This is a genomic window from Paeniglutamicibacter antarcticus, assembly GCF_039544305.1.
Lineage (GTDB): Bacteria > Actinomycetota > Actinomycetes > Actinomycetales > Micrococcaceae > Paeniglutamicibacter > Paeniglutamicibacter antarcticus_C.
The window spans coordinates 19,105-40,383 of the sequence record NZ_BAABLK010000002.1; the positions used below are offsets into that span (position 1 = coordinate 19,105).

At 62.0% G+C, this 21,279-nt stretch carries 17 protein-coding genes, 1 tRNA gene and 1 pseudogene; 11 read left to right on the top strand and 8 right to left on the bottom strand.

Going from position 1 to position 21,279, the window contains the following annotated elements; all coding sequences use genetic code 11:
* The first annotated feature begins 7 nt into the window (after positions 1-7).
* The 3 genes from uriH to ABEA12_RS00115 are packed head-to-tail and all read left to right on the top strand — an operon-like array spanning position 8 to position 3,382.
* On the top strand, positions 8-988 hold the full coding sequence (gene uriH / locus ABEA12_RS00105; protein ID WP_210101959.1) for a uridine-preferring nucleoside hydrolase UriH: 981 nt from the start codon (positions 8-10) through the stop codon (positions 986-988).
* Positions 985-2,409 (top strand): uridine transporter UriT, encoded by a 1,425-nt coding sequence (gene uriT / locus ABEA12_RS00110; protein ID WP_210101958.1) that lies wholly within the window; start codon positions 985-987, stop codon positions 2,407-2,409. Before uriH ends, uriT begins: the two co-directional genes overlap by 4 nt.
* Positions 2,402-3,382, top strand: a complete 981-nt coding sequence (locus ABEA12_RS00115; RefSeq protein WP_345465590.1) for a ribokinase — start codon at positions 2,402-2,404, stop codon at positions 3,380-3,382. Before uriT ends, ABEA12_RS00115 begins: the two co-directional genes overlap by 8 nt.
* A 72-nt stretch (positions 3,383-3,454) precedes the next feature.
* Here ABEA12_RS00115 and ABEA12_RS00120 read toward each other — a convergent pair whose 3' ends face one another.
* Entirely contained in the window at positions 3,455-3,580 is a 126-nt protein-coding gene (locus ABEA12_RS00120) for a hypothetical protein (protein WP_345465593.1), read from the bottom strand.
* Between the two features lie 1,051 nt (positions 3,581-4,631).
* On the opposite strand from ABEA12_RS00120, the gene ABEA12_RS00125 reads away from it, so the two are divergent.
* The 3 genes from ABEA12_RS00125 (at position 4,632) to scpC (ending at position 7,405) form a co-directional block, all read left to right on the top strand.
* The gene (locus ABEA12_RS00125; RefSeq protein WP_210101957.1) at positions 4,632-4,772 is read left to right on the top strand and encodes a hypothetical protein; all 141 of its coding nucleotides are present in this window, start codon (positions 4,632-4,634) and stop codon (positions 4,770-4,772) included.
* Between the two features lie 197 nt (positions 4,773-4,969).
* A complete protein-coding gene (locus ABEA12_RS00130) occupies positions 4,970-5,527 on the top strand; it encodes a GNAT family N-acetyltransferase (RefSeq protein ID WP_210101956.1) in 558 nt (185 codons plus the stop codon).
* Positions 5,528-5,833: 306 nt separating this feature from the next.
* Positions 5,834-7,405, top strand: a complete 1,572-nt coding sequence (gene scpC / locus ABEA12_RS00135; protein WP_345465597.1) for a succinyl-CoA:acetate CoA-transferase ScpC — start codon at positions 5,834-5,836, stop codon at positions 7,403-7,405.
* Between the two features lie 174 nt (positions 7,406-7,579).
* Here scpC and ABEA12_RS00140 read toward each other — a convergent pair.
* Both ABEA12_RS00140 and ABEA12_RS00145 read right to left on the bottom strand, forming a co-directional pair.
* Positions 7,580-8,344: pseudogene (locus ABEA12_RS00140) on the bottom strand (SDR family NAD(P)-dependent oxidoreductase).
* Positions 8,341-9,105 (bottom strand): MFS transporter, encoded by a 765-nt coding sequence (locus ABEA12_RS00145; RefSeq protein WP_210101954.1) that lies wholly within the window; start codon positions 9,103-9,105, stop codon positions 8,341-8,343. Before ABEA12_RS00145 ends, ABEA12_RS00140 begins: the two are co-directional and overlap by 4 nt.
* 150 nt (positions 9,106-9,255) lie before the next feature.
* On the opposite strand from ABEA12_RS00145, the gene ABEA12_RS00150 reads away from it, so the two are divergent.
* From ABEA12_RS00150 to ABEA12_RS00165, 4 genes are all read left to right on the top strand, one after another.
* On the top strand, positions 9,256-10,428 hold the full coding sequence (locus tag ABEA12_RS00150) for an RsbRD N-terminal domain-containing protein (protein WP_210101953.1): 1,173 nt from the start codon (positions 9,256-9,258) through the stop codon (positions 10,426-10,428).
* Positions 10,422-11,318 carry a LysR family transcriptional regulator gene (locus ABEA12_RS00155; protein WP_210101952.1) on the top strand — a complete coding sequence of 299 codons (897 nt, stop codon included), beginning with the start codon at positions 10,422-10,424 and terminating at the stop codon, positions 11,316-11,318. The genes ABEA12_RS00150 and ABEA12_RS00155 overlap by 7 nt, the downstream gene beginning before the upstream one ends.
* 139 nt (positions 11,319-11,457) lie before the next feature.
* Positions 11,458-12,759, top strand: a complete 1,302-nt coding sequence (locus ABEA12_RS00160) for an aminotransferase family protein (protein WP_210101951.1) — start codon at positions 11,458-11,460, stop codon at positions 12,757-12,759.
* Entirely contained in the window at positions 12,756-14,243 is a 1,488-nt protein-coding gene (locus ABEA12_RS00165) for an NAD-dependent succinate-semialdehyde dehydrogenase (RefSeq protein ID WP_345465605.1), read from the top strand. The genes ABEA12_RS00160 and ABEA12_RS00165 overlap by 4 nt, the downstream gene beginning before the upstream one ends.
* Before the next feature lie 188 nt (positions 14,244-14,431).
* Here ABEA12_RS00165 and ABEA12_RS00170 read toward each other — a convergent pair whose 3' ends face one another.
* The 5 genes from ABEA12_RS00170 to ABEA12_RS00190 all read right to left on the bottom strand — a co-directional run bounded on the left by ABEA12_RS00170 (position 14,432) and on the right by ABEA12_RS00190 (position 20,259).
* Positions 14,432-15,352 carry a LysR family transcriptional regulator gene (locus ABEA12_RS00170; protein WP_210101950.1) on the bottom strand — a complete coding sequence of 307 codons (921 nt, stop codon included), beginning with the start codon at positions 15,350-15,352 and terminating at the stop codon, positions 14,432-14,434.
* Positions 15,353-15,519: 167 nt separating this feature from the next.
* Positions 15,520-16,275, bottom strand: coding sequence for an SDR family NAD(P)-dependent oxidoreductase (locus ABEA12_RS00175; protein WP_210101949.1), 756 nt, complete (start codon positions 16,273-16,275; stop codon positions 15,520-15,522).
* A 38-nt stretch (positions 16,276-16,313) separates the two neighbouring features.
* Positions 16,314-17,732 (bottom strand): MFS transporter, encoded by a 1,419-nt coding sequence (locus ABEA12_RS00180; protein WP_210101948.1) that lies wholly within the window; start codon positions 17,730-17,732, stop codon positions 16,314-16,316.
* Positions 17,729-19,027, bottom strand: a complete 1,299-nt coding sequence (locus tag ABEA12_RS00185) for a M20 family metallopeptidase (RefSeq protein WP_345465612.1) — start codon at positions 19,025-19,027, stop codon at positions 17,729-17,731. Before ABEA12_RS00185 ends, ABEA12_RS00180 begins: the two co-directional genes overlap by 4 nt.
* Entirely contained in the window at positions 19,024-20,259 is a 1,236-nt protein-coding gene (locus tag ABEA12_RS00190; protein WP_345465615.1) for an aminotransferase-like domain-containing protein, read from the bottom strand. Before ABEA12_RS00190 ends, ABEA12_RS00185 begins: the two co-directional genes overlap by 4 nt.
* An 817-nt stretch (positions 20,260-21,076) precedes the next feature.
* Between ABEA12_RS00190 and ABEA12_RS00195 the strand changes: the two genes are divergently transcribed.
* A tRNA-Val gene (locus ABEA12_RS00195) sits at positions 21,077-21,153 on the top strand.
* Positions 21,154-21,279 lie beyond the last annotated feature (126 nt).

Below are 21,279 nucleotides of genomic sequence, written 5' to 3' on the forward strand. Positions count from 1 at the left end.
AACGAAAATGGGCGCACCCAGGACGAGCACCGAGCCGCGCAAGATCATCCTTGATTGCGACCCGGGCCATGACGACGCCGTTGCTATCTTGTTGGCACACGGAAGCCCTGGGATCGAACTGCTGGCGGTGACAACAGTGGTAGGCAACCAGACCCTGGCCAAGGTCACCAAGAACGCCTTGGCGACAGGAGCCATCGCCGGCATCACCGGGGTTCCCTTCGCTGCGGGATGTGCACGTCCGTTGGTGCGAACCATTGAAAATGCGCCCGATATCCATGGCGAATCGGGCATGGACGGACCGGCACTGCCCGAGCCTTCCATTGAGCTTGATCCGCGCCATGCGGTGGACCTGATCATCGACACCGTCATGGCCCACGAACCCGGAACCATCACCTTGGTTCCCACCGGAGGGCTGACCAACATCGCCATGGCCGCCCGTAAGGAACCACGCATCGTGGAGCGGGTCAAGGAAGTCGTCCTGATGGGCGGGGGATACCACGTGGGCAACTGGAGCCCCGTGGCCGAATTCAACATCATCATCGACCCCGAGGCCGCCCACATCGTCTTCAACGAGAAGTGGCCGGTGGTCATGGTCGGGCTTGACCTGACCCACCAGGCGCTGGCCACAGACGAGGTCGTAGCCAGGATCGAGGCCATAGGAACCGGACCGGCCAGGTTCGTGCGCGAGCTCATGGATTTCTTTGCCGACGCCTACAAGGGTGCCCAGGGGTTCGAGTTCCCGCCGGTCCACGATCCTTGTGCGGTGGCCTACGTGATTGACCCAACCATTGTCACCACCCGCAAGGTCCCGGTCGACATCGAGCTGCAGGGCAAGCTGACCCTAGGCATGACGGTTGCTGACTTCCGCGCACCGGCACCGGAAGACTGCAACACCTCGGTGGCAGTGGACCTTGACCACCAACGTTTCTGGGATCTTGTCACCGACGCATTGGTGAATATCGGAGAGGTCGAGGTCCTCCGCGCATGAGCACCCTGATGCAGGAATCCCCCGCCACGTCCCGGGGAGGCGCTGCCGCCCTGACGGCCGCGCTGCTGACAGCTTGCGTGGCATTCCAGCTCAATGCCTCGATGCTCAGCCCGGCGCTGGTTACCATGGGCGAGGAACTGGGCACCGACCAAGCGGCCATTGGCCTGTCGCAGACGTGGTTCTTCACCACCGCCGCACTGTTCTCGCTCTTCCTGCCCCGGCTTTCCGACGTCGTTGGCCGCAAGCGCATCCTGGTCATCATGATGCTGCTGGCTGCAGGCGGATCCGTCGTGGCGGCATTGGCCCCGAACATCGGCTGGCTCTTTGCCGGACGCATCATCCAGGGGGTATCCGGGCCCACCGTCCCGCTTGCACTGTTGATGCTGCGCAGCGCCGTGCCAAACCCGCGCCGCTACGGCACATTGATGGGACTAATCCTTGCCGTGAACGGCGGGGTCGCCGGGATCGATTCGTTCCTTGGCGGCTACCTGGCCGAGAACCACGGCTTCCGTTCCATCTTCTGGTTCATGGTCGTCCTGTCCGTGCTTGCAGCCCTGTTCGTCGCACTGCTGAGCTCCGAATCCAAGCCACAGGCCGGTACGCGCATGGACTGGCGCGGGGTGTTTTTCATCGTCATCGCCGTCGGCGCCGTGCTGACCGCGTTGAACGAGGCCGCCACACTGGTCGGTGGCATCGATGGCCCAACGGTGCTGCTGTCCTTGGTGCTGCTGGCCGTTGGCGCAGCGGCCTTCTACGGTTTTTGGGCCACCGAGAAGTCCGTGGCCGAACCCATGGTGCAGATCGAGCACCTGCGCCAGCGTGCCACCTGGGCGCCGCTTCTGACAACCGTGCTGACCATGACGGGCATCTTCGCCGTCATCAACGGCATCGTCCCTGCCTTTGTCCAAGCCGCGGCCCCTGGTTTCGGGGTAGGTCCTACCCAAACCGCGTTGCTCATCCTGACACCCTTCGCGTTGCTGGGCTGGGTTTTTGGGCCAATCAGCGGACGGCTGGCACCGATATGGGGCTACACCGTGGTGTTGCGCGTCGGCATGGTCGGTTCCATCCTCGCCCTGCTGGTCATCGTGCTCTTTGGCCTGGATTCGCTGCCCTTAATGGTTGCCGGCACGGCGTTGCTGGGAATCATGTACGCAGGAACCGCCAACATCATGCTCAATGGACTGGGCATCGTGCTCTCGCCGGCCTCGAACCCGGGGTTCCTGCCGGGGATGAACGCCGGGGCCTTCAACCTGGGTGCCGGGCTGAGCTTCCTTGTGCTGCCCGCTGTGCTTATGGGAACCTCGTCCATGGGCGAGCGCACCTCCTACACAATGGTGGTGGTCGTCGGCCTGCTCATTACCGTGGCTGCGTTCGCCGCCTCGCTCCTGATTCCCAAACCCGTAGACGCAGAGGTTGAATAAGTTGAACGCGCAAGCCACAAGCACACAGAACGCCCGGATCGTGGTGGTCGGCTCGCTGAACGCCGACCTGAGTATCTACACCCAGCGTTTGCCCCGGCCGGGGGAGACCCTGCACGGCGAGGGGTTCACCGTGAACCCCGGCGGCAAGAGCGCCAACCAGGCAGTCGCTGCAGGACTGCTGGGCGGCAACGTGAGCTTGGTGGGAGCCGTGGGGCAAGACTCCAACGGCGACATGCTGCTCGAATCCTGTGCGGCGGCCAACGTGGACATCGCCCACGTGCGCCGGGCCGATGGTGTGGAGACCGGCGTCGCGGTGGTCACCGTTGACGCCGAGGGGGAAAATAGCATTGTCATTTCCGCCGGCGCCAACGGGACGCTGTCCCCGGCCGACATTGCCTCCGCCGCATCGGCTTTCCAGGGGGCCTCCGTTCTCTGCCTATGCCTGGAAGTCCGCTTGGAGACCGTCGAAGCCGCAGCGCTCGCCGGCGCCCAAGCGGGTGCCAAGGTGTTGTTGAACCTCTCGCCGTACGCACCGATCCCGCCTGGCTTGGCCAGGCTTGCGAACGTGTTGCTGGTCAACGCCCATGAGGCATCGCAATTTCTTGGCGGGGCACGGATTCCCGGACCCGAGGCAACCGTTTCCGCCTGGGTGCCGGTGCTCGAACACCTGGTCGAACGCGGCCTTCAAAGTGCCGTAGTGACTCTCGGAGCCCACGGCTCGGTGGTGCTGGACTCGGAAGCCATCGAAGACCGGAGGGTCGTGCGCATCGCTCCGACCCGGGTGGCCGCGGTGGATACCACTGGAGCCGGCGATGCCTTTACCGGGGGCTTGGCTGCGCGACTGGCGGCAGGGGACACCCTGGCCAACGCGGCCGCGTTCGCCTCGGTGGGAGCTGCCCTTGCCGCCACCAAGAAGGGTACGCAAGCCGCTTACCCGGACGCTGCCGCGGTGAACGCCAAGCGCGAGGAATAGAATTCTTGGTGGCGGGATCCTGAGCGATCGGGGTTCCGCTTGCGGCTTTTGTCGTTCCGGCGAGCCAAGGCCTCAGCCCAGGACCAATGCCGCGGTGTTTGCGGACTCCGCCAATGTCACCAGGATGTTTACCGGGTGTCCGCTGAAGGATTCCGGCAGCGTCAGCTCGTGGGTGTCGGTGCAAGGCCCGCAGGGCACGGTCCGTTGCCACCGGTGCGTTCCAGTCGCCGCCCGATGACATGTGCATCCATTGCATCCAGGGCCGTCACCGCGTCGGGGCGTGACGAGCGGCCAAAAGTGATCACGGCGAAGCAGCTACCTGGCTCGGGCCAGAAGGCTGAGGTGCTCGCCACCGGTATCGTCGATTCCTGTGTCATGGTCAGCGGGGCCGGAAGGCCGGGTTTGATGCGTTCGGCTACACTCGCCGGTCCAGCCGCCGCGCTTGAAGGAGTTCACGGGCACTCCCTGTTTCCACGCAGGCTTCTGCGAGGCCAAGCAGCCACACAAGGTGGGAACGACCGCGCTTCGTGCAGGGCGGAAACCGATATTGGCCTCACCTCATCAAAATGGACCAATTCACGTTCAAGGGGCCGTCCGGCAGTGCGAAACCCTGATCCGGATGAACGCGGAAACCAACCTCTGTCGATGTGCGTTCCCGGCCGGTTCGTGACGTGACTTCCTTGGTTGAGTTGGACTTGCACAACACAATGAATAGTCAATCAATTTGATTTCTTAGTACAAATGTGCGATTATTAAGGATCGTACCAAGGGTTGATAGAAGAGCGTGAGCAGCCGAATGGAATTCGTGCCGCCGCTCAAATTCAACGAACAACCCTTGATTGAACGAACAGCTGGGTCGAGACGCGTCCGCACAGCCGGAAGCAGCATTGTTTTCGGAGACCGGGAAATCCGAATGATCGCGTCAAACAGGTTCTCCCGCAAGCGATTGCAGGGAATCCGACGAGGTCGGCTCGGTACGAATGACCGTAGTCAATAACGCCGGCACCTCGATGGCGGGACCCGCCAACGAAGTGCAGCAAGCCGGTTCGCGGCACGGCCAAAGGACCCAACGAGCTGGCCCGCCCTTGCCATGGAGCAGGGGAAGCAACGCAAACAGCAAGAACAGCAGGATTCGGAACGTAGCCTCCGTTTGACGCCTCCCGGCGGTGAACGGAGGCACTTCCGGCGGTGAAGGATGTCGGGCAACGCCCCGGTCACCCACCGCATTTTCAGGAAAGGACGAACCATAATGACACCAGGTCATGAAGCACTCATCATTACGGCCTTCACCATGATCGGACTCTTGGGCATCTTGAGCTTCGCGATGGTCGCTCGATACCGCAAGGAGCACAATGAGTACGAAGAACTGAACGCCGAACAGGTCGCATAGTTAGGCAAATCGGCACGGGTATGAACGGCCCGGGCCAATGGGTAGCGGAAACGGTTGCGTCAACCATTGAAATGGGTGACGCAACCGTTTTTCTTTGCCGTCCATGAGCGGTTTCGGGCACGGGGTGCTTGAATTGAATGACCGCCAGGTGCTAATTTGGCGGCGTGATCCGCAACGGCAAGGACAGGTCGTTCCACATGTTCCAGATTCGTGAATACCAGCCATCCGACGAGACCGGCTGGCTCGAGTGCCGAGTGCTGAGCTTCCTGGACACGGACTACTACGACGATGTCAGGACCGACCGCAGCAGTATCCAAGCACCTTGCTTGAGTTTGGTTGCAGAGTCCGAAGGCAAGGTCGTCGGCCTCATCGATATCGAAATGGACGGGACAACCGCAACCATCGATTCACTCGCCGTGCACCCTGTCGCCCGGCAAGAAGGACTTGCCTCGGTCTTGCTCGATGAAGCACTGGACAGGCTGCCTCCCGAGATGCGGGAACTCGATGCCTGGACCCGGGAAGACGCTGCGGCAAATAGTTGGTACAAGGAGAACGGCTTCGTCGAGGCCTATAGGTACCTGCACGTCTACAAGTCCCACGAAGACCCCGATGAAGGCTTTCAAAGCCCCGTTGGCCTATCCCGGCCCGTCGGTGCGTTCATGCATGCCGACATCAAGCACGAGCATGTCATGCGCCGGAAGTTCAAGCGCGTCTACGTGTGCCGCCAATATGTCCTGAAGCTCTACGGGACCTGAGAGCCACGTCCGACCATTCGGATTCCTGCCGGCTGTCCCTCGGCCGGGCATCCGGGCATTCACCATCACTCCTCGCAGATGCCCGCTACCGGGTTGGCCGGGACGGACGGGTCCGGAAAATTCCAGCCATAGCACCCCGAAGCACGCCTTTTCGGTTGTTGGCCGGTCTTCAGCGTTATCGAGCACCAAGAAAGTGCCGCCAGTCATCGCAAATGCAGGTCAGTTCACCGAAAGCGGCGCGCGTTGCTGGCGCGGTATCCACTAAGTGGCGAGAATGTGATGCGATCACCGGCTAAAGTGTCGCAGATGGCACGAAGCAACGTGTGCCGCACATCCTACGGAAGGGCAGCCTTGCACGATCGGATCCAATACTCAAAACTCCTTGACCTCCTCATGCCGGCCGAGCAGGCCGCGGCACTGGTGAAACCGGGCATGACGGTGGCCATGAGCGGGTTCACCGGCGCCGGCTACCCGAAGGCAGTCCCGGGGGCGCTAGCCGCGCTCATGGAAAAGGAACAAGCCGCCGGGCAGAGCTTCAAGATCAAGGTGCTCACGGGCGCCTCGACCGCACCCGAGCTCGACGGCGTGCTGGCGCGCGCCGGTGGCATGGAGCTGCGTCTGCCGTACATGTCCGACCCGGAGCTGAGCCGCCGCATCAACGACGGCGAGATGGAGTACCTCGATATCCATCTCTCGCACGTTGCCCAGCACGCCTGGTTCGGCTTCTACGGCAAGATCGACTTGGCGATCATCGAAGTTGTTGGAGTCACCCATGACGGGCGACTGATCCCCTCATCCTCCGTGGGAAACAACAAGACGTGGCTGGACATGGCCGAAAAAGTCATCATCGAGGTCAACACGGAACAGTCAGCTGCCATGGAAGGCATGCACGACATCTACTACGGCACGGCATTGCCTCCGCACCGCAAGCCGATCGAAATGACCACCGCAGACCAGCGGATCGGCGAGCCCTACCTGCGGGTGGATCCTGCAAAGATCGTCGCCGTGGTGGAGACCAACGCCCCGGACCGGCTGTCCCCGTTTGCCCCGATCGATGAAACCAGCACGCAGATCGCCGACCACCTGCTCGACTTCCTTGACCACGAGATCCGGGCCGGGCGCCTGACGGACAAGTTGCTGCCGCTGCAGTCGGGCGTCGGCAACATCGCCAATGCGGTTCTCGCCGGCTTGGCCCGCGGTGGTTACAAGGGCCTGCAGGCCTACACCGAGGTCATCCAGGACGGCATGCTGTCTTTGCTCAAGGACGGGACGCTGGGCTTTGCCTCGGCGACCTCGTTCTCGCTCTCCAGCGATGGCATCGAGGAATTCAACAAGCACGTCGAGTTCTACCGTGAACGCATCCTGCTCCGGCCCCAGGAGATTTCCAACCACCCAGAGCTCATTCGCCGGTTGGGCGCCATCGCCTTGAACGGCATGATCGAGGCGGACATCTACGGCAACGTGAACTCCACCAACGTGGTTGGTTCCCACGTCATGAACGGTATCGGCGGCTCCGGCGACTTCGCGCGCAACGGTTACCTCTCGGTGTTCATGTCCCCGTCGATCGCCAAGGGCGGGAAGATCTCGGGGATCGTGCCGATGGCCAGCCACGTCGACCACACCGAACACGACACCATGATCCTGATTACCGAACAGGGCCTGGCCGACTTGCGCGGGCTCTCCCCGAAGCAGCGAGCCCAGGTCATCATCGACAAGTGCTCCAACCCGGAGTACCGCCCGATGCTGCAGGACTACTTCGACCGTGCCAAGGTCAGCAGCTACGGCAAGCACACCCCTCACCTGCTGAACGAGTCGTTGGCCTGGCACCAGCGCTACATCGACACCGGAGACATGCGCACTGCCCCCGGAACGGACTAAACGGGGGCGGCGGGAAACCACCCGTTTCCCGCATTAGCGGCAAGCCTGTTGGGGAAGCCAGCATGGATCGGCCGGCTCGCCGCCTGCCGTGAAAACCAAGAGCATCCTGGCATCGCGGGGCTGGCCCACGAGGCCAGGATGCCGGCTTTTCCTGGACGTCTTGTCGAGCACGATTCATTGGGCGGTGTAGCCCCCGTCTATGGGAATGGCAACACCGGAGACGTATGCGGCTTCCGGGGAAGCCAGATAGCATACGGCGGCCGCAACGTCTTCCTCCCTTGCCAGGCGTCCCAGCTAAATTGCGGCCATCACGCCAGCCAACGCGCCTTCGGGATCAGCCTGCTCGTCGAGCCAGTCCTCGATCAATGGAGTCATCGTCATTCCCGGGGCCACGGCATTGACGCGAATCCCCGAGGGCGCCAGTTCAACGGCTGCTGCCTTCGTATAGGCCAGCAGGGCTCCCTTGGATGCGCTGTAGGTGCTCAGTGTAGCAACGCCCACGGTGGCCAATCGGGAGAGAACGTGGATGATGCTTCCATCGCCCTGCTTCTCCATGACCTTGGCCGCAGCAGCGGTCATCGCCATTGCGGCGAAGGTGTTCAATGCGAAGACCTCGGTGATTTCATCCAGCGGCGTCTCCACGATCATTCCCGCGTGGCGGCGGCCGGCATTGTTGACCAGGACGTCGAGCCGACCCATTTTATCCACTGCCCGGGCAACCACTTCCTGGGGCGCCCCGGCCAAGGTCAGGTCCGCTTCGATGAAATGCATCCCTTCATCCTCAGCGGCCAACTCCGAGCCACGTCGGGTGCAACGTCCCGCAACAGAAACCTCGAAGCCCCGGGAGCGCAGCATGGATGCGATGGCGGCACCGATTCCGGAAGTGCCTCCGGTGACCAAAGCCGTGCGTGTCGGGGGCTTTTGGCGGTGGTTGCTCATGCATTCATCCGCTTTCTGATGGTGGTCTGTGCGGCCAAGGTGCCGATAATGGAGATCAACGCGATGACCAGCAGGAACGCTGCGATTGTCCACCACTGGGAGCCCGAGACGAGCAGTAGGTACGTCGCGATCAAAGGCACGAATCCACCGACCAGGCCAGCAATGTTGAACCCAATGGCAACGCCACTGTAGCGGACATCCGCTCCGAACAGCCTCGGGAGGATCACCCCGGTGACGGCATAGGAGATGGCGATCGGTTGAACGATGACGACGATGGCCAGGACCGCCAGCACGGGGCTGCCCGAGGAAAGCGCCGCAACGGCGGGAAATGCCAGCAATGCGGTTGCTATGCAACCGATCAGTGCGAGCCTGGTCGGCTCGATCCTGTCGGCAAGCCGTCCCGTCACGAGCACCGTAACGATCTGCAAGATCGCCGCCGACAGGGTCGCGATCAGCATGGTCGCTGAGCTGAGGCCAACGGTGCCTGTGCCGTAGCTGATGGCGAAGGTGGTCACCAGGAAGAAGCTGCCAATGGAGATGAAGGCAAGTGCGGCAGCCATGAAGATTGCGCGGGGGTACTCGCGGATCACCGTGACAGCAGGGAGTTTTCGTACCTCGGCTTCACCCTTGACCTGCTTGAATGCCGGTGACTCGTCTACACGTGCGCGGATCCACAGGGCCACGAAGAGCAACGGAAAGGCAGCGATAAACGGAAGGCGCCAACCCCAGGCGTCGAAGGATTCCGGCGGAAGGAAACTCAATGAAAGGAAGGCACCCGAACTGAGGATATTGCCGATGGTGAACCTAGCTGGGGCAGGCTGGCGTACCTGCGGCTCTGTAGGGTGGGCATAGGAGGCGACAGCCCCCAAAAGAACACTGAACGATCGACCGTGTCCTGCAAGGAGGAATGCTTGGAACTCATACAGGTTCCCAATACGTCGGAGCTGAAATGCGACCCTGAATGGCTCCGTCTCATCGCGCAGCTGCGTGAGCGCAGGGCCGCTCTGGTCGAGGACTTCCAAGTGCGCTTTCCTGCCGAGCACTTCTACGACGACAAGGTATCCTCCGAAGAGATCAGGTCGTTGATCGGTTCAACGATGGATATGTATCTCATCCTGCTAGGCGGCGGGAAGATCGTGGCAGAGCTGGAAAGGCTGCCATTTGAGCTTGGTAGGCGACGCGCCAGGCAAGGCGTGTCCGCAGAGCAATTGCTTGAAGGGGTCAGAACAAACTCGCGGGTGATCTGGAATGCGCTCAGGGAGATTGCCACTGACAAGACCATGGGAGCGCTTGTGCGCAACACCGATGCGGTGCTGGGGCTTGTTGAATGGCATGTCCAGGCAGTCCAGAGCTCATATCTTCGGGAAGAGGAACTCCTCAATCGTTATAGTGCCCAACGGCGCCAACGGACGCTTGCGAAGATCTTCACGGACCCTCTCCCGGATCGGAATGAACTGATTTCGATCGCCTTGGACCTGGGAGTGGGCATCGACGCCGTCTTCGACGTTTCCTTGCAACTCGGACCACACGAAATGGACTGCCGGGTTTGCGAATCGCACGAAAGCCCTGTCTACGTCCACGAGCTCATCGGTGGCACGTGCCACTTTTCCCCTTGTGCCACCGGGTCATTCGACAACCTTCCTCCGCACATGCATATCGCCTGCATCCCCTCGGTTGCCGGGTTGGCGAAGCTTCCGGACGCAGTGCAGGCCGGACTGGCCATCGTTGAAGCCAGGGCTTCCCGCCGGCCATCGGCCGTGGCCATCGATTCGGCATGGCCGGCGGTCGCATGGAAAAACCTCGTCCAGAGCATCCCTGCGGAACTGCTGCCTATCGATCTGGATGGCATCGCCGGTGTTCCCCGGCATGACCGCCAGCGGCTGGTTGAAACCGTGTCAACCTATTCGCACACCGGCTCCATCAAGGAAACCGCCGAGGCTCATTTCTGCCACCGAAACACGGTGGTCAAGCGACTCGCACGTTTCGAGCAGCTGACCGGCGCCAACCTGGGGATCCCCATTCAAGCGGCATTGGCGATCCTCGCGATCACCTCAATCAACGATGATTTGGCGGACCCATGCTAGATATCCACCGGCTCACCCTGCTGCGCGAGGTCAAGCTCCATGGCAGCATGAGCGCCGCAGCCCGAAACCTCTCCTACAGCCATTCGGCTGTCTCCCAGCAACTGGCCGTGCTGGAGAAGGAAGCTGGTGTGAAGCTACTGGAAAGAGTCGGCCGGAACGTGAAACTTACCTCCGCCGGCGAGGAATTGGTGCGCAACACCGAAACGATCCTTGCTGCCTTGGAGCGGGCCGAGTCCGACCTGGCGACTTCACACGAACGCGTGCAAGGGGTGGTGACAATTGCCGCGTTTGCCACCATCAGCCGCACGGTGCTCCCCTCCGTTCTGCAAGCCCTGGCTCTCGAGCACCCCGACCTGGAAGTGCGGATCCATCGCTATGAGCCCGAGGACGCGGTTCTTCGGTTGGTGTCCCGCCGCGTTGACGCCGTCATCACCGATTCTTTTCCCGGCACCGCGGAACAGGCTGTCGGGGACCTGCACACCACGGTGTTGGGCCACGATTCGGTGCGGGGCTATCTGCCCCACGGACGGGACTTCAACTCCTTTGATGATGCGCGCCAGGTTCGGTGGGTCATGGAGCCGGCGGAATCCGCAGCTACCCAATGGGCAATGAGGGTCTGCCGCGAACGTGGCATCGAACCGGTTGTCGCGCACGTTTCCTCCGACCTGCTTTTTCACTTGCGCCTGGTGGAGCACGGATTGGCGGCCGCTTTCCTGCCGGACATGGTCTTGAGGGAAACTGACAGTGGAATCCGGCCAAGCCCGTGGCTGCCTGTTGACCAGCAGCGCATCATCCAGTTTCTGGTGCGCAGCGGCACCGAGGAGGACCGGGCCTTGCTCGCGGTGCGCAAAGCCGTGACCCGTGCCCTAGCCGACAGACTGGTCTTGTAAGTATCACTTACAGGTAACTGTCAAGATCTTTCGCTTATCTTTACGCATGATGCTGGCTAGATTGGTAGTGGGTGCACCTGTCGCTTAGCGCACGGCGCATGCCGGATAGCACATAACAGCTTGAGAGGAACGATTCGCGATGACCGTCAACGAAATGGCCGCCTCGGCCCATGCCGCCAACACCCTGATCGATGCACCGGCCTTGTGGCCCGCCCAGGGGCACACTCCCACGGTGGTCGGCCGACAACTGGTTATTGACCGCGGCGAAGGTTCCTACGTCTATACCGACGACGGACGACGCCTCTTCGACGGGACCGCCGGACTGTGGCATGCCAATATCGGCCACGGCAACCCGGAGCTGGCACAGGTCGCCCACGAACAGATGCTCAAGCTCGAGACCTATCACACCTTTGCGCGCTTCACGAACGACAAGGCAGTGGTCCTGGGAGAGCTCCTGGCAGGGATCTCGCCTATCGAACGCTCCAAGGTCATCCTGAATTCCGGTGGCTCCGACGCCATCGACGTTGCTTGCAAGCTTGCGCGCCGGCACTGGCAGCGTGAAGGCCGGACCACCAAGAAAATCATTCTCAGCCGCGAGTTCGCCTACCATGGCTTGCACGCCTACGGGACGAGCATCGCCGGGCTGGAATTCAACCGTGAAGGCTACGGCACCGAGTCGCTCGTCCCGGAAACCGCACGGATCTCATTCAACGACGCAGCGCAGGTGGAAGCACTGATCGCACAGGTCGGTGCTAAGAACATCGCAGCACTGGTGACCGAGCCGGTGCAAGGCACCGGCGGAGTCAACCCGCCGGAGCCCGGCTACTTCGAAGCGATCCAGCGGCTATGCCGCCAGCACGAGATCCTGCTCATCGTCGATGAAGTGATCACCGGCTTTGGCCGCCTGGGCACCATGTTCGCCTCCGAACGGTATGGCCTCGAGCCGGACATGGTCACCTTCGCCAAGGGGGTCACCTCGGGCTACGCTCCCCTGGGTGGCGTACTTGTTAGCCCACGTATCTGGGAACCGTTCTACGTGGATTCCGCTGATACCCCGATCTTCCGGCACGGTGCGACCTATGCCGGCCACGCCACGGCTTCCGCGGTGGCGATTCGCCACCTGGAAATCCTCGAGCGTGAGAACCTTGTTCCGCGCGTCAGCGAACTCGAGGCCGTGCTTCGCACAGCACTGACCGGCCTGGCACAACGCCAGGGTGCGGTGACAGAGGTCAGGGTTGCGGGCCTGCTGGGCGGGGTTTCACTGGCCGGGCACCTCAACGCCGTCCAGATCTGCGACGACCTCATTGAGCTGGGTTTCATCAGTCGCCCACTGCGCGGCAACACCCTCCAGATCAGCCCGCCGTTCATCATCAGCGACGAGGAACTCACGGGGTATGTCGCAGCGATTGAGCATGCCATTGTGGAGCGTGAGAATCGATGAGCCAGATGACCGAGGCGACGCGCACCCTTATTGCCCCCGATGCCGCGACCATGGCCATCGCCGATGCCGCGATCGAATCGATCGGCCTTCATGACGAAGGAATCGCGGTGGCTGACCCCGCGACCGGTGAGACCATTGGGCACGTCCCAAACCGCAGCGTGCAGACAGCGCTGGAATTCGTGGGCAGGGCAGAGACGGCTGGCCAGGCTTGGGCAAAAACCAGCGCCCGTGGACGCGCTGACGTACTCCATGCTTGGCACGAACTGCTGATCCGCCATCGCGAACAAATCGCGCACCTGATTTCGCGTGAAATGGGCAAGACCCTGGCCGAGGCGGCCGGTGAGGTCAAATACGGATCGGACTTCGTGCGGTGGTACGCCGAGGAAGCGGTTCGGCCGGCCGGGGACTACCGAGAGGCTCCGGACGGAGGGGCCAGCATCCTGACGCGAAGGGCGCCGGTGGGCCTTGCCGTTCTGATCACCCCGTGGAACTTTCCTCTGGCCATGGCCACCCGAAAGATCGCTCCCGCACTGGCCGCCGGTTGCCCGGTGGTCGTCAAGCCTGCGACACTAACTCCGCTGACCACCTATTACGCGGTGAAACTTGCCGTGGAGGCGGGGGTTCCCGAAGGTCTCATCCAGGTCGTCACGACCGCGGATTCGGCGGCATTCAGCGGTGCGGTTCTGCGGGACCCGAGGGTCCGCAAGGTCTCGTTCACCGGATCGACACCCGTCGGTCGGCAGCTTCTGGAACTGGCATCCAAGAACGTGCTGCGCAGCTCCATGGAGCTCGGCGGAAACGCCCCGCTCATTGTCTTTGACGACGCGGACATGGAGCGGGCGCTGGAGGGCACCTTGGCAGCCAAACTGCGTAATGGCGGCCAGTCCTGCATCGGCGCCAACCGCATCTACGTACAGGATGGCATCGCCGACGAATTTGGTGCGGAGTTGGCCAGGCGCTTCGCCCAGGTGCCAGTTGGTGCCGGGCTTGGCGCAGGTAGCGTGCTCGGTCCGCTCATCGATGATCGCGCGGTGAGGCAGATGGAGTCCTTGACACGGAACGCGGTGGACATGGGCGCCGAGCTGCTGACCGGGGGATATAGCTACGACGGGCCTGGCCATTTCTTTGCCCCCACGGTGCTTGATCGCGTCGTGGCAAACGCCGATGTCGTGCGGGAAGAGATATTCGGTCCCATCGCCGCCATCCAGCGCTTCAGCACGGAAGACGAGGCGGTCAGCCAGGCCAATGACACGGAGTTCGGTCTGGCCGGCTACGTCTTCTCCGAGAACCTGGACCGCGCACTGAATGTCGCGGACCGCTTGGAAACCGGAATTGTGGGAATCAACCAAGGCGTTCCGTCGAATGCGGCGGCGCCCTTTGGGGGAGTCAAGCAATCCGGACTAGGCCGCGAAGGCGGTGCCGAGGGTATCGAGGAATACCAGAGCATCCGCTTCTACAATATTGCCCGCCGCGCAACGAGCTAGAGAGATGCGCACGGCCCGGGGTGCCCGGGAGAGTCCGGAACGCTGTGGTGGACAGGGTTCCGGACTCTCCGGGGCTTCGAGCCGGTTTTTGCACCAAAGCCTTGGCCGGCTGCTCGGGCTTGTGGCAGCACGACGCCGTCGAGTCCGAGGGCGCCAAAATCCGGGACGAAGTCTTCCAGGGGCCCGGTCTAAGGTGAAAGGTGGGTCGGCTGCTTGGCCGTGACCTCGCCCAGGAGCTTGAGGAAGCCGGCAAACTCCGGCCGCAACTGGGCGCCGCGCCGGCAAACCGCATAGACATCCCGGTACATTTCGTCTTCCACACCTTGCGGCAACGAGGTCCAATGGGACATCGGCAGGGAAGGCACTCTGGGGCTTTCCAGCAGCATCTGCGGCAGGAACGCGGCCGCAACGCCGGCCAGGACCAGCTCTTGGTGGACTTGTGGGTCGGGGGATTCGAAGAGGACCGCCGGCTCGAAGCCGAATTCACGGCAGATGCGCGTAGCCCATTGAGCGGAGTCACTTCCGGCCGGCTCGAATGCCCAGTGAAGCCCTGCAAGTGCCTGAAGGCTTGGAACCGGATGCGGAGTGTAGACATCGATCTGGTCACGCATCAGGTGGGTGCGCACGATCCCGGGGTCAGCTCGCCGCGGGCTGTGCGAATACTCGTCGATCACGGCTATATCGACGCGTTTGGATGCGACCATGTCCAAGGCTGTTTCCGGTTCGAGCTGCATGAATTCAACCACAACGTCGGGGTGGGTTTGCTCCATTAGGCGAAGCACCTCGGGGAGATACCGCCGTGCGAACGTACTGAAGCCGGCGAAGCGCACCACACCCTGGATCCGGCTGCGCCTAGATTCAAGCTCGGTTTCGGCGCGCTCCAAGACGGCTACGACTTCCTCGACCCGAAGCACCAGTTGCTCCGCAGCGGGAGTAAGCCGGATATTACGTCCGACTTGTTCCAACAGGACGACTCCGACTTCCGACTCAAGCTTGGTGAGCTGCTGGGACACAGCGGATGGGCTGATACCCAAAACACGGGCAGTTGCGTCAATGCTTCCACGTAGTTCCAGTTCGCGCAGAAGTGCCAGGCGCTTGACGTCGAGCACGATACCTCCCAGTTCCCTGAGGGGTGATGCCCAGGCCCATCAGTTTAACTTACGAGTCAAGGCGTGTTCAAACACTGCCGAGGTGCGTCGCCGTGGCTCGGCAGGCTCGTCGGTGCTACCACCATGCAATGGCGGCGCGATGATGTGCGCCGAGCCTGAGCCCGAAACTATGTTGCGAGGTAGCCACCGTCGACGGGCAGCGAAACACCCGTTACGTAGGTATTGGTCTCGCTGGCGAAATAGGCCACAGCCTCGGCCACGTCTTCGGGCCGGGCCACCCTGCCCAGCGGGATGGCTGCCGAGACGCCCCTCTCGGTGGCCGCCGGATCCTCCTGCGAGGCCAGCCATTCCTCAAACAACGGGGTGCGCGTCATCCCCGGAGCCACGGCGTTGACCCGAATGTTATGGGGAGCCAGCTCGACCGCAGCGGCCTTGGTCAGTGCAAGGATCGCGCCCTTGCTTGCGCTGTAGATCCCCATGGAGGGTACGCCGATGCTCGCCAACCGCGAGGTGACGTTGATGATGGCGCCTCCGGAGTCCTGTTCGCGCATGACCCGTCCGGCTGCCTGGAGGCAGCGGATCGTGGCGATCGTGTTGGTCTCGAATGTTTCACGGATCTCCTCCGCAGGGACATCAAGCATCGGACCGGTGTGGTCGATGGCCGCGTTGTTCACCAAGACATCGAGCCGGCCTGCCACTTCCAGTGTTGCGTCCACCAATTCCTGGGGACCGTCCGGGGCGGTGAGGTCCGCCTGCACGAAATGCGAGCTCTCGCCAAGCTCGTTGGCCATGCGCTGGCCGCGTTCGGCCGAACGTCCCGTGAGTATGACGAACATTCCGTCATTGACCAAACGGCGGGCTACTTCCGAGCCGATTCCAGAGGTTGCGCCGGTGACCAGTGCCACGCGTTGCTGAGTCTTCATGTGCAAGTTCTCCTTCAAGTTCCTTGTATCCAGCATGTCTATCCCTTGTTCACAGAACCAACCAGGACTTGGCCTTTTTCAGCCCGAACCTTGTCGTCGCTGCCAGGGATCACGTTGCCACGTAGCGACCGCCCCGAGGTTTCGTTGAATGTCAGCACGGCAACCAGCCCCACCACGCCGGCGGCCATCAGGTACCAGCCTGGAACCAACGCGTTGCCGGTGACTCCGATGATCGCTTCGTTCGCCACCGCCGCTGTACCGCCGAAGAGGGCCGTCGATAGGTTGTAGCCGATGGCAAAGCCCGAGTATCGAACCGAAGTCGGGAACAACGCCGGCAGCGTCGAAGAGATCGTTGACAAGAGCATCACCAGGAAGAAGCCAAGGATGCCGATGCCAGCCAGCTGTCCCCAAATCCCACCCGTTTGTAGCAGGAGGACTGCCGGGACGGAGAACACCACGAAGCCGGTACTGGCAGTGATCAGCAATGGTTTGCGACCTATCCTGTCACTGAGCGCGCCGAGCGGAACAATCACCGCAATCATCAGCAGCTGGATGGCGACCAGGCTGAGGTTCGATTCGGTCGCACCGTGCCCCAGTGTGGCCGTCAGGTAGCTGGGCATGTAGGTGAGCACCAGGTAAAAGGCTACGTTGACCAGCACAATGAGGCCAAAGAGTTTGATCAGCTGACCCGGGTACTTTCGCATCAAGGTACGCAGTGCCTGCGGGGCGGTATTCACTTCCTTGGATTCCTTTGAGTCCTGGGTGAAGGTCTCGGATTCGGCTAGGTGGCGTCGCATCCACATGGCGATAAAACCAAGGAACAGGGTCAGGATGAATGGCAAACGCCACCAGCCTGCCATCATTCCGTCCTCGCCCACCACCAACGTGAGCAATGTGCACAGGATGGCTGCTGCACTGAAACCTGCCAGCGTACCGAATTCGAGGAAGGATCCGTAGAAGCCTCGGCGGTTATCCGGGGCGTGCTCGGCCATGAAGACGGCAGCCCCTGCATACTCCCCGCCTGCCGAGAAACCCTGCAGCATGCGCAGCAAGACCAACATGATCGGTGCCAGGTAGCCGGCCTGCGCAAAGGTTGGGAGCGCGCCGATGCAAGCGGTGGAGACGCTGATCATCACGATCGTGAAGATCAGGATCTTGCGTCGTCCAAAGCGGTCACCGAGCGGTCCCAGGATCATGCCACCCAGTGGACGGATCATGAACGAGATTGCGAACGTGGAGAAGGCCAGGATCCGAGGCATGGCCCCGTCGTTTTCACCGAATGTGAAGAATAGTTGGGATATGTAAACGATCAGGTATCCGTAGATTCCATAGTCGAACCACTCGATGGCATTTCCGATCGCTGAACCGGCAACGGACTTGCGGGCCATTTTTAGCTCCGCCGGCGTGAAGTCGGCCTCGAGCCTCAGCTCTGGCAATTCTGTGTGTGGGGTGGTCATCGCCTGTTCCTTTGCAGCGTGGTAGTACCGGGTGGATCGATCCGTGGTGCGCAAGCGCTTCGCATGGCGATCAGTGCGTAGGCACCGGCCGCTGCGTGCAGGTCGTTGATTGAGACGTTCTCGTTGGGTTGGTGGGCTTGGCCGTTAAGATCCCCGGGGCCCAGAACAACGGTGGGGACGCCGTGGTGCTCGGAAATGAATCCTCCCTCGCATGAGGCGGTCCAAATCCCGGTTCCCCGATCTATTTCCATCTCCTGCAACGCACGGGTTACGAGAGTGGGGAAAGCGGAATCAGGGTCGGTGAGGAACCCGGGCATCTGCATTGTCACGTGGCCCTCGAAATCGATGCGGCCCGACTCGGCGCGTTGGGAGTCCTGTGCCGAGGCGCGAACCGCGGTGAGCAGCCGGTCCAGGATCCGCTCGGGTTCTTCCCCCGGCAGGAGTCGTCGGTCCATCGCCAGGTTGCAGGTGTCCGGGACGATGGAAGTTCCGTGCCCCCCGGAAATCGTGCCGATGTTCCAGGTTGCGGCTCCCAGCACAGGGTGCGGGTCCGACGCCAAGCTGGCGCAGTCCCTTTCAACGGCCTTGATCACTTCTCCTGCGCCCAGAATGGCGCTGGTGCCGTCCGCTGGCCGGCCGGCGTGCGCGCTGGCGCCGGTGATGGTGATTTCCAGGTTTGCCGCGCCACGGCAGCCTACGATGGTCACAAGATCGGTGGGCTCGGCCACCACACAGGCCGCATACCGCCGCTGTGGTGCTTGCGCGATGTAGTGTTCGATGCCCAGGGCGTCGGCTTCCTCGTCCACCGTGCAGATCAGTGTCATGGCGGTCTCGGGTGCTTCTGCATGGACCGCTGCCATGGCCGTGACCACGGCAGCCAGCCCGCCCTTCATGTCTGTGGATCCCCGGCCGTAGAGCAGGTCACCCTCCTGGCGCGGAACGAAGGGATCATGGTCCCATCCCGGGCCGGCAGGCACCACGTCACTGTGGCCCAGGAAGAGGATGCCCGGTGCATCCGGGGTGCCTCCGAGGTGCGCGACCAGGTTGGGCCTGCCGGGGGCAACCTGGGTCAGGTGCACCTCGGCACCGATGGCCCTGAGCGCTTTTTCCAGTTCCTGGACCGTTGCATGCTCGGTGCCGCCGGGGTTTTCGCTGGCCGCAGCCACGAGCCTTGAGGCCAGGTCCACCACGTCGGTGCGGCTGATCCGGTTCAGTATGCGCTCTTCACGCGTGGGGTGCTGGTCTCTCGCAACCGTCCGTGTCGGCGACGGGTCCGAAGAGGTGTGGGTGATCAAGAATTGCCTCCGAGTTCTATCTGCTCATCCAGTGCCGCCCGCAATCGCTGAACTCCCGTCACGATCCGTTCGGGAGTCGAGGTTGCAAAGCACAGCCGCAACGCATCGGTGAACGTCCCGGAGTTGGAAAAGGCAGGTCCGGGGATGTAGGCGACCCCGTGCTTCAGTGCAGTGGGAAACAAGTCTTCCGTGTTCACCGCGGCATACTTTCCACGCAAGGTGAGCCAGAGGAAGAAGCCGCCCTCGGGATCGGTGGCCACGACATCGTCACCGAGTTCCGAGGCGAGTGCCGCGCGCATGGCTTGCTTTCGCTCGCGGTAGACCGAGCGCAATCCATCAAGGTGCTTGTCGAGCTTTCCCTCGGCCAGGTAATCGGCAATGAGCTGCTGCATCGGTCCGTTGGTGCAGGTGTCCATTGACTGCTTGGCGTTAATGGCCAGTTGGCGCAAAGCCGGATCGAGGTTCATCCAGCCAACGCGCAACCCGGGCGCCAAGACCTTGGAGAAGGTCCGGACTTGCACCACCCGGGGGTTTCCGGGGCTCAAATCCAGGAAGCCGGGGACTTCCTGGCCGTCGAAGCGCAAGGCCCCGTATGGGTCGTCGTCGATGATGAACGCGTCCCATTCCTCGGCCAGCTCCAGCAGCAGTCGACGACGGGCTTCGGACAGTGTCCGGCCCGAGGGGTTTTGGAAATTCGGGATCGTGTAGATGGCCTTCGGCGCCTGCCCCGTCTCCTCAACCAGCTGCCGCAGCTTTTCGACGATTAAGCCGTCATCATCCACCGGGGCCTCAACCACCTTGGCCTGGTAGCTCAAGGCGGTGCCGATCCCGTTGGTGTAGGTGGGGGATTCGACGATGACAACGTCACCGGGATCCACAAACAGCTTGAAAGCGATATCCAGGCCCTGCATGCCGCCAGTGGTGATCAGCACGCGGGCCGGGTCGATGTCTTCCCCGTGACGGGCGTGGTACTCGACCAACTGGTCGACAAGCTCCGGGACCCCTTCGGTCGCAGCGTAGTCGTAGCGGCCATTGGCCGGCATTCCCGAGAGCCGGGTGAAGTCCTTCTCCGGGATCAGTTCCGCATTCGGTGCGCCCATGGCAAAACGCACGATATCGTGCGTCTGGCTGGCCAGCAAGGACGTGGAGTTATCGATTATCGATCCCTTCAGCTGGCTTGCGCGAGAGGCGAGCCGTGTTCCTAGCGGGCTGAGCAGTGATGTCATGGACATGGTAAATACTCCTTACCTTAGTGATGGTTGGCTTACGAGCTATCTCGGCCAGTAGGCTCGATGCCGCCGGCCACCTGGACAGGTACGGAGACCTCGTAACCGAGCCGGCACGATCTCGTGGGGATAGTCATGGACATTCCGTGGGGAAGTGCCGTTGGAGGAGTGGGGTGCATCGCGTGAATCGACGTGGTTCGTGCATGGAAAAGCCGAGCCGGTGAAGCACTGCGAAATTGCCGGGACCGGCACTAGCCGTGCGTCGAGGTACTGTTCGTTTGACCCCTTCTGCGAGCAGGTTCTGGACTGGAGCGCGTTCGGCTGGCTCCGAAGCATCGTGGCCCAGAAGAACCTCGACCAATTGAACCCTCGTCTTTCTTTGGGCCCCGATGAACCATGACCTGTGATGTCCATCATATTGTGACGGCAACCATTAGAGGAAGATAGTAAATCAGGTCCGTATCGTTAAGTTGAGCTTATTGATGGAATCGAGGGTTGCGCGGAGTAAGACCTCCGAGAAACGGAAACATGCCACTGCATCGCATGTTGGAGGCGCTGCCCTGGACGGCATGGCGTTCGGATGCGAACCGGTCTTCCGGAACGGTAGATGCCGAAACCGGCGCCCAGGCATCGCTGCATCATCTTCAGGGTGTCGATCGCGGGGCGATCAAGGGTGTTTCGGGTTCTTCCATTGGCCACTACGAGCGGCAAGGAATGCCGGCCGAGACCGATGGTCATGGCGCCCGGCAACGGGCTCGCCGATTTGGCGAGTACCGTGATGCTCGGCTAATCTTGCTTGGTACTCCCTTGGGAGTGGCAAGACGGTTCTTTAGCTCAGTTGGTTAGAGCGCTCGCTTCACACGCGAGAGGTCAGCAGTTCGAGTCTGCTAAGAACCACCATACGAAAAGAACCCCGGCGTTCCGGGGTTCTTTTCGCGGTTAAGGCTCTTGGCATCGCCGGTGGGCTCATCGACGAATTAGATACCGAACCCGGTTTGCTGTGTGCAGGCAGTGGAAGTGCTCATG

What these genes read in the sequence shown, in the direction of transcription:
- uriH (WP_210101959.1), top strand. Translation starts at nt 8, where the DNA reads ATGGGCGCACCCAGGACGAGCACCGAGCCGCGCAAGATCATCCTTGAT.
- uriT (WP_210101958.1), top strand. Translation starts at nt 985, where the DNA reads ATGAGCACCCTGATGCAGGAATCCCCCGCCACGTCCCGGGGAGGCGCT.
- ABEA12_RS00125 (WP_210101957.1), top strand. Translation starts at nt 4,632, where the DNA reads ATGACACCAGGTCATGAAGCACTCATCATTACGGCCTTCACCATGATC.
- ABEA12_RS00130 (WP_210101956.1), top strand. Translation starts at nt 4,970, where the DNA reads ATGTTCCAGATTCGTGAATACCAGCCATCCGACGAGACCGGCTGGCTC.
- scpC (WP_345465597.1), top strand. Translation starts at nt 5,834, where the DNA reads ATGGCACGAAGCAACGTGTGCCGCACATCCTACGGAAGGGCAGCCTTG.
- ABEA12_RS00155 (WP_210101952.1), top strand. Translation starts at nt 10,422, where the DNA reads ATGCTAGATATCCACCGGCTCACCCTGCTGCGCGAGGTCAAGCTCCAT.
- ABEA12_RS00160 (WP_210101951.1), top strand. Translation starts at nt 11,458, where the DNA reads ATGACCGTCAACGAAATGGCCGCCTCGGCCCATGCCGCCAACACCCTG.
- ABEA12_RS00165 (WP_345465605.1), top strand. Translation starts at nt 12,756, where the DNA reads ATGAGCCAGATGACCGAGGCGACGCGCACCCTTATTGCCCCCGATGCC.
- ABEA12_RS00175 (WP_210101949.1), bottom strand. Translation starts at nt 16,275, where the DNA reads ATGAAGACTCAGCAACGCGTGGCACTGGTCACCGGCGCAACCTCTGGA.
- ABEA12_RS00180 (WP_210101948.1), bottom strand. Translation starts at nt 17,732, where the DNA reads ATGACCACCCCACACACAGAATTGCCAGAGCTGAGGCTCGAGGCCGAC.
- ABEA12_RS00190 (WP_345465615.1), bottom strand. Translation starts at nt 20,259, where the DNA reads ATGTCCATGACATCACTGCTCAGCCCGCTAGGAACACGGCTCGCCTCT.